We start from the raw sequence: 261 nt of genomic DNA, 5'->3' as shown, positions 1-261 counted from the left end.
CTCATAGTGGACGCCGACGCCCGGCCCCAGCGGCAGGTCGAAGGCGACCCAGGCCGCGACCATGGCCAGACCGGCGACCAGGAAGGCCCCGGCGTAGGGGAGCATGGTCGCCATCAAGGAACCGAGGCCGAATCGCGGATCCCAGCGTTGGGCGAAGGTCAGGACCAGCGGGAAGTAGCTCATCAACGGCGTGGCGATGTTTGTGACGGAGTCTCCCATGCGATAGGCGGCGGTCGTCATCTCCGGCGAAATGCCCAGCAG

1 protein-coding gene is annotated in these 261 nt (G+C 67.0%); it reads right to left on the bottom strand.

Translation table 11 applies throughout. The annotated features are described in order from the left end of the window. Positions 1-261: AbgT family transporter (locus RYX56_RS26645; RefSeq protein WP_317124250.1), on the bottom strand; the 261-nt coding region annotated here is incomplete at both ends.

The organism is Alkalihalophilus lindianensis (genome assembly GCF_032843265.1).
Taxonomy (GTDB): domain Bacteria; phylum Bacillota; class Bacilli; order Bacillales; family Bacillaceae_D; genus Alkalihalophilus; species Alkalihalophilus lindianensis.
This window is presented reverse-complemented; position numbering and strand designations above follow the sequence as displayed.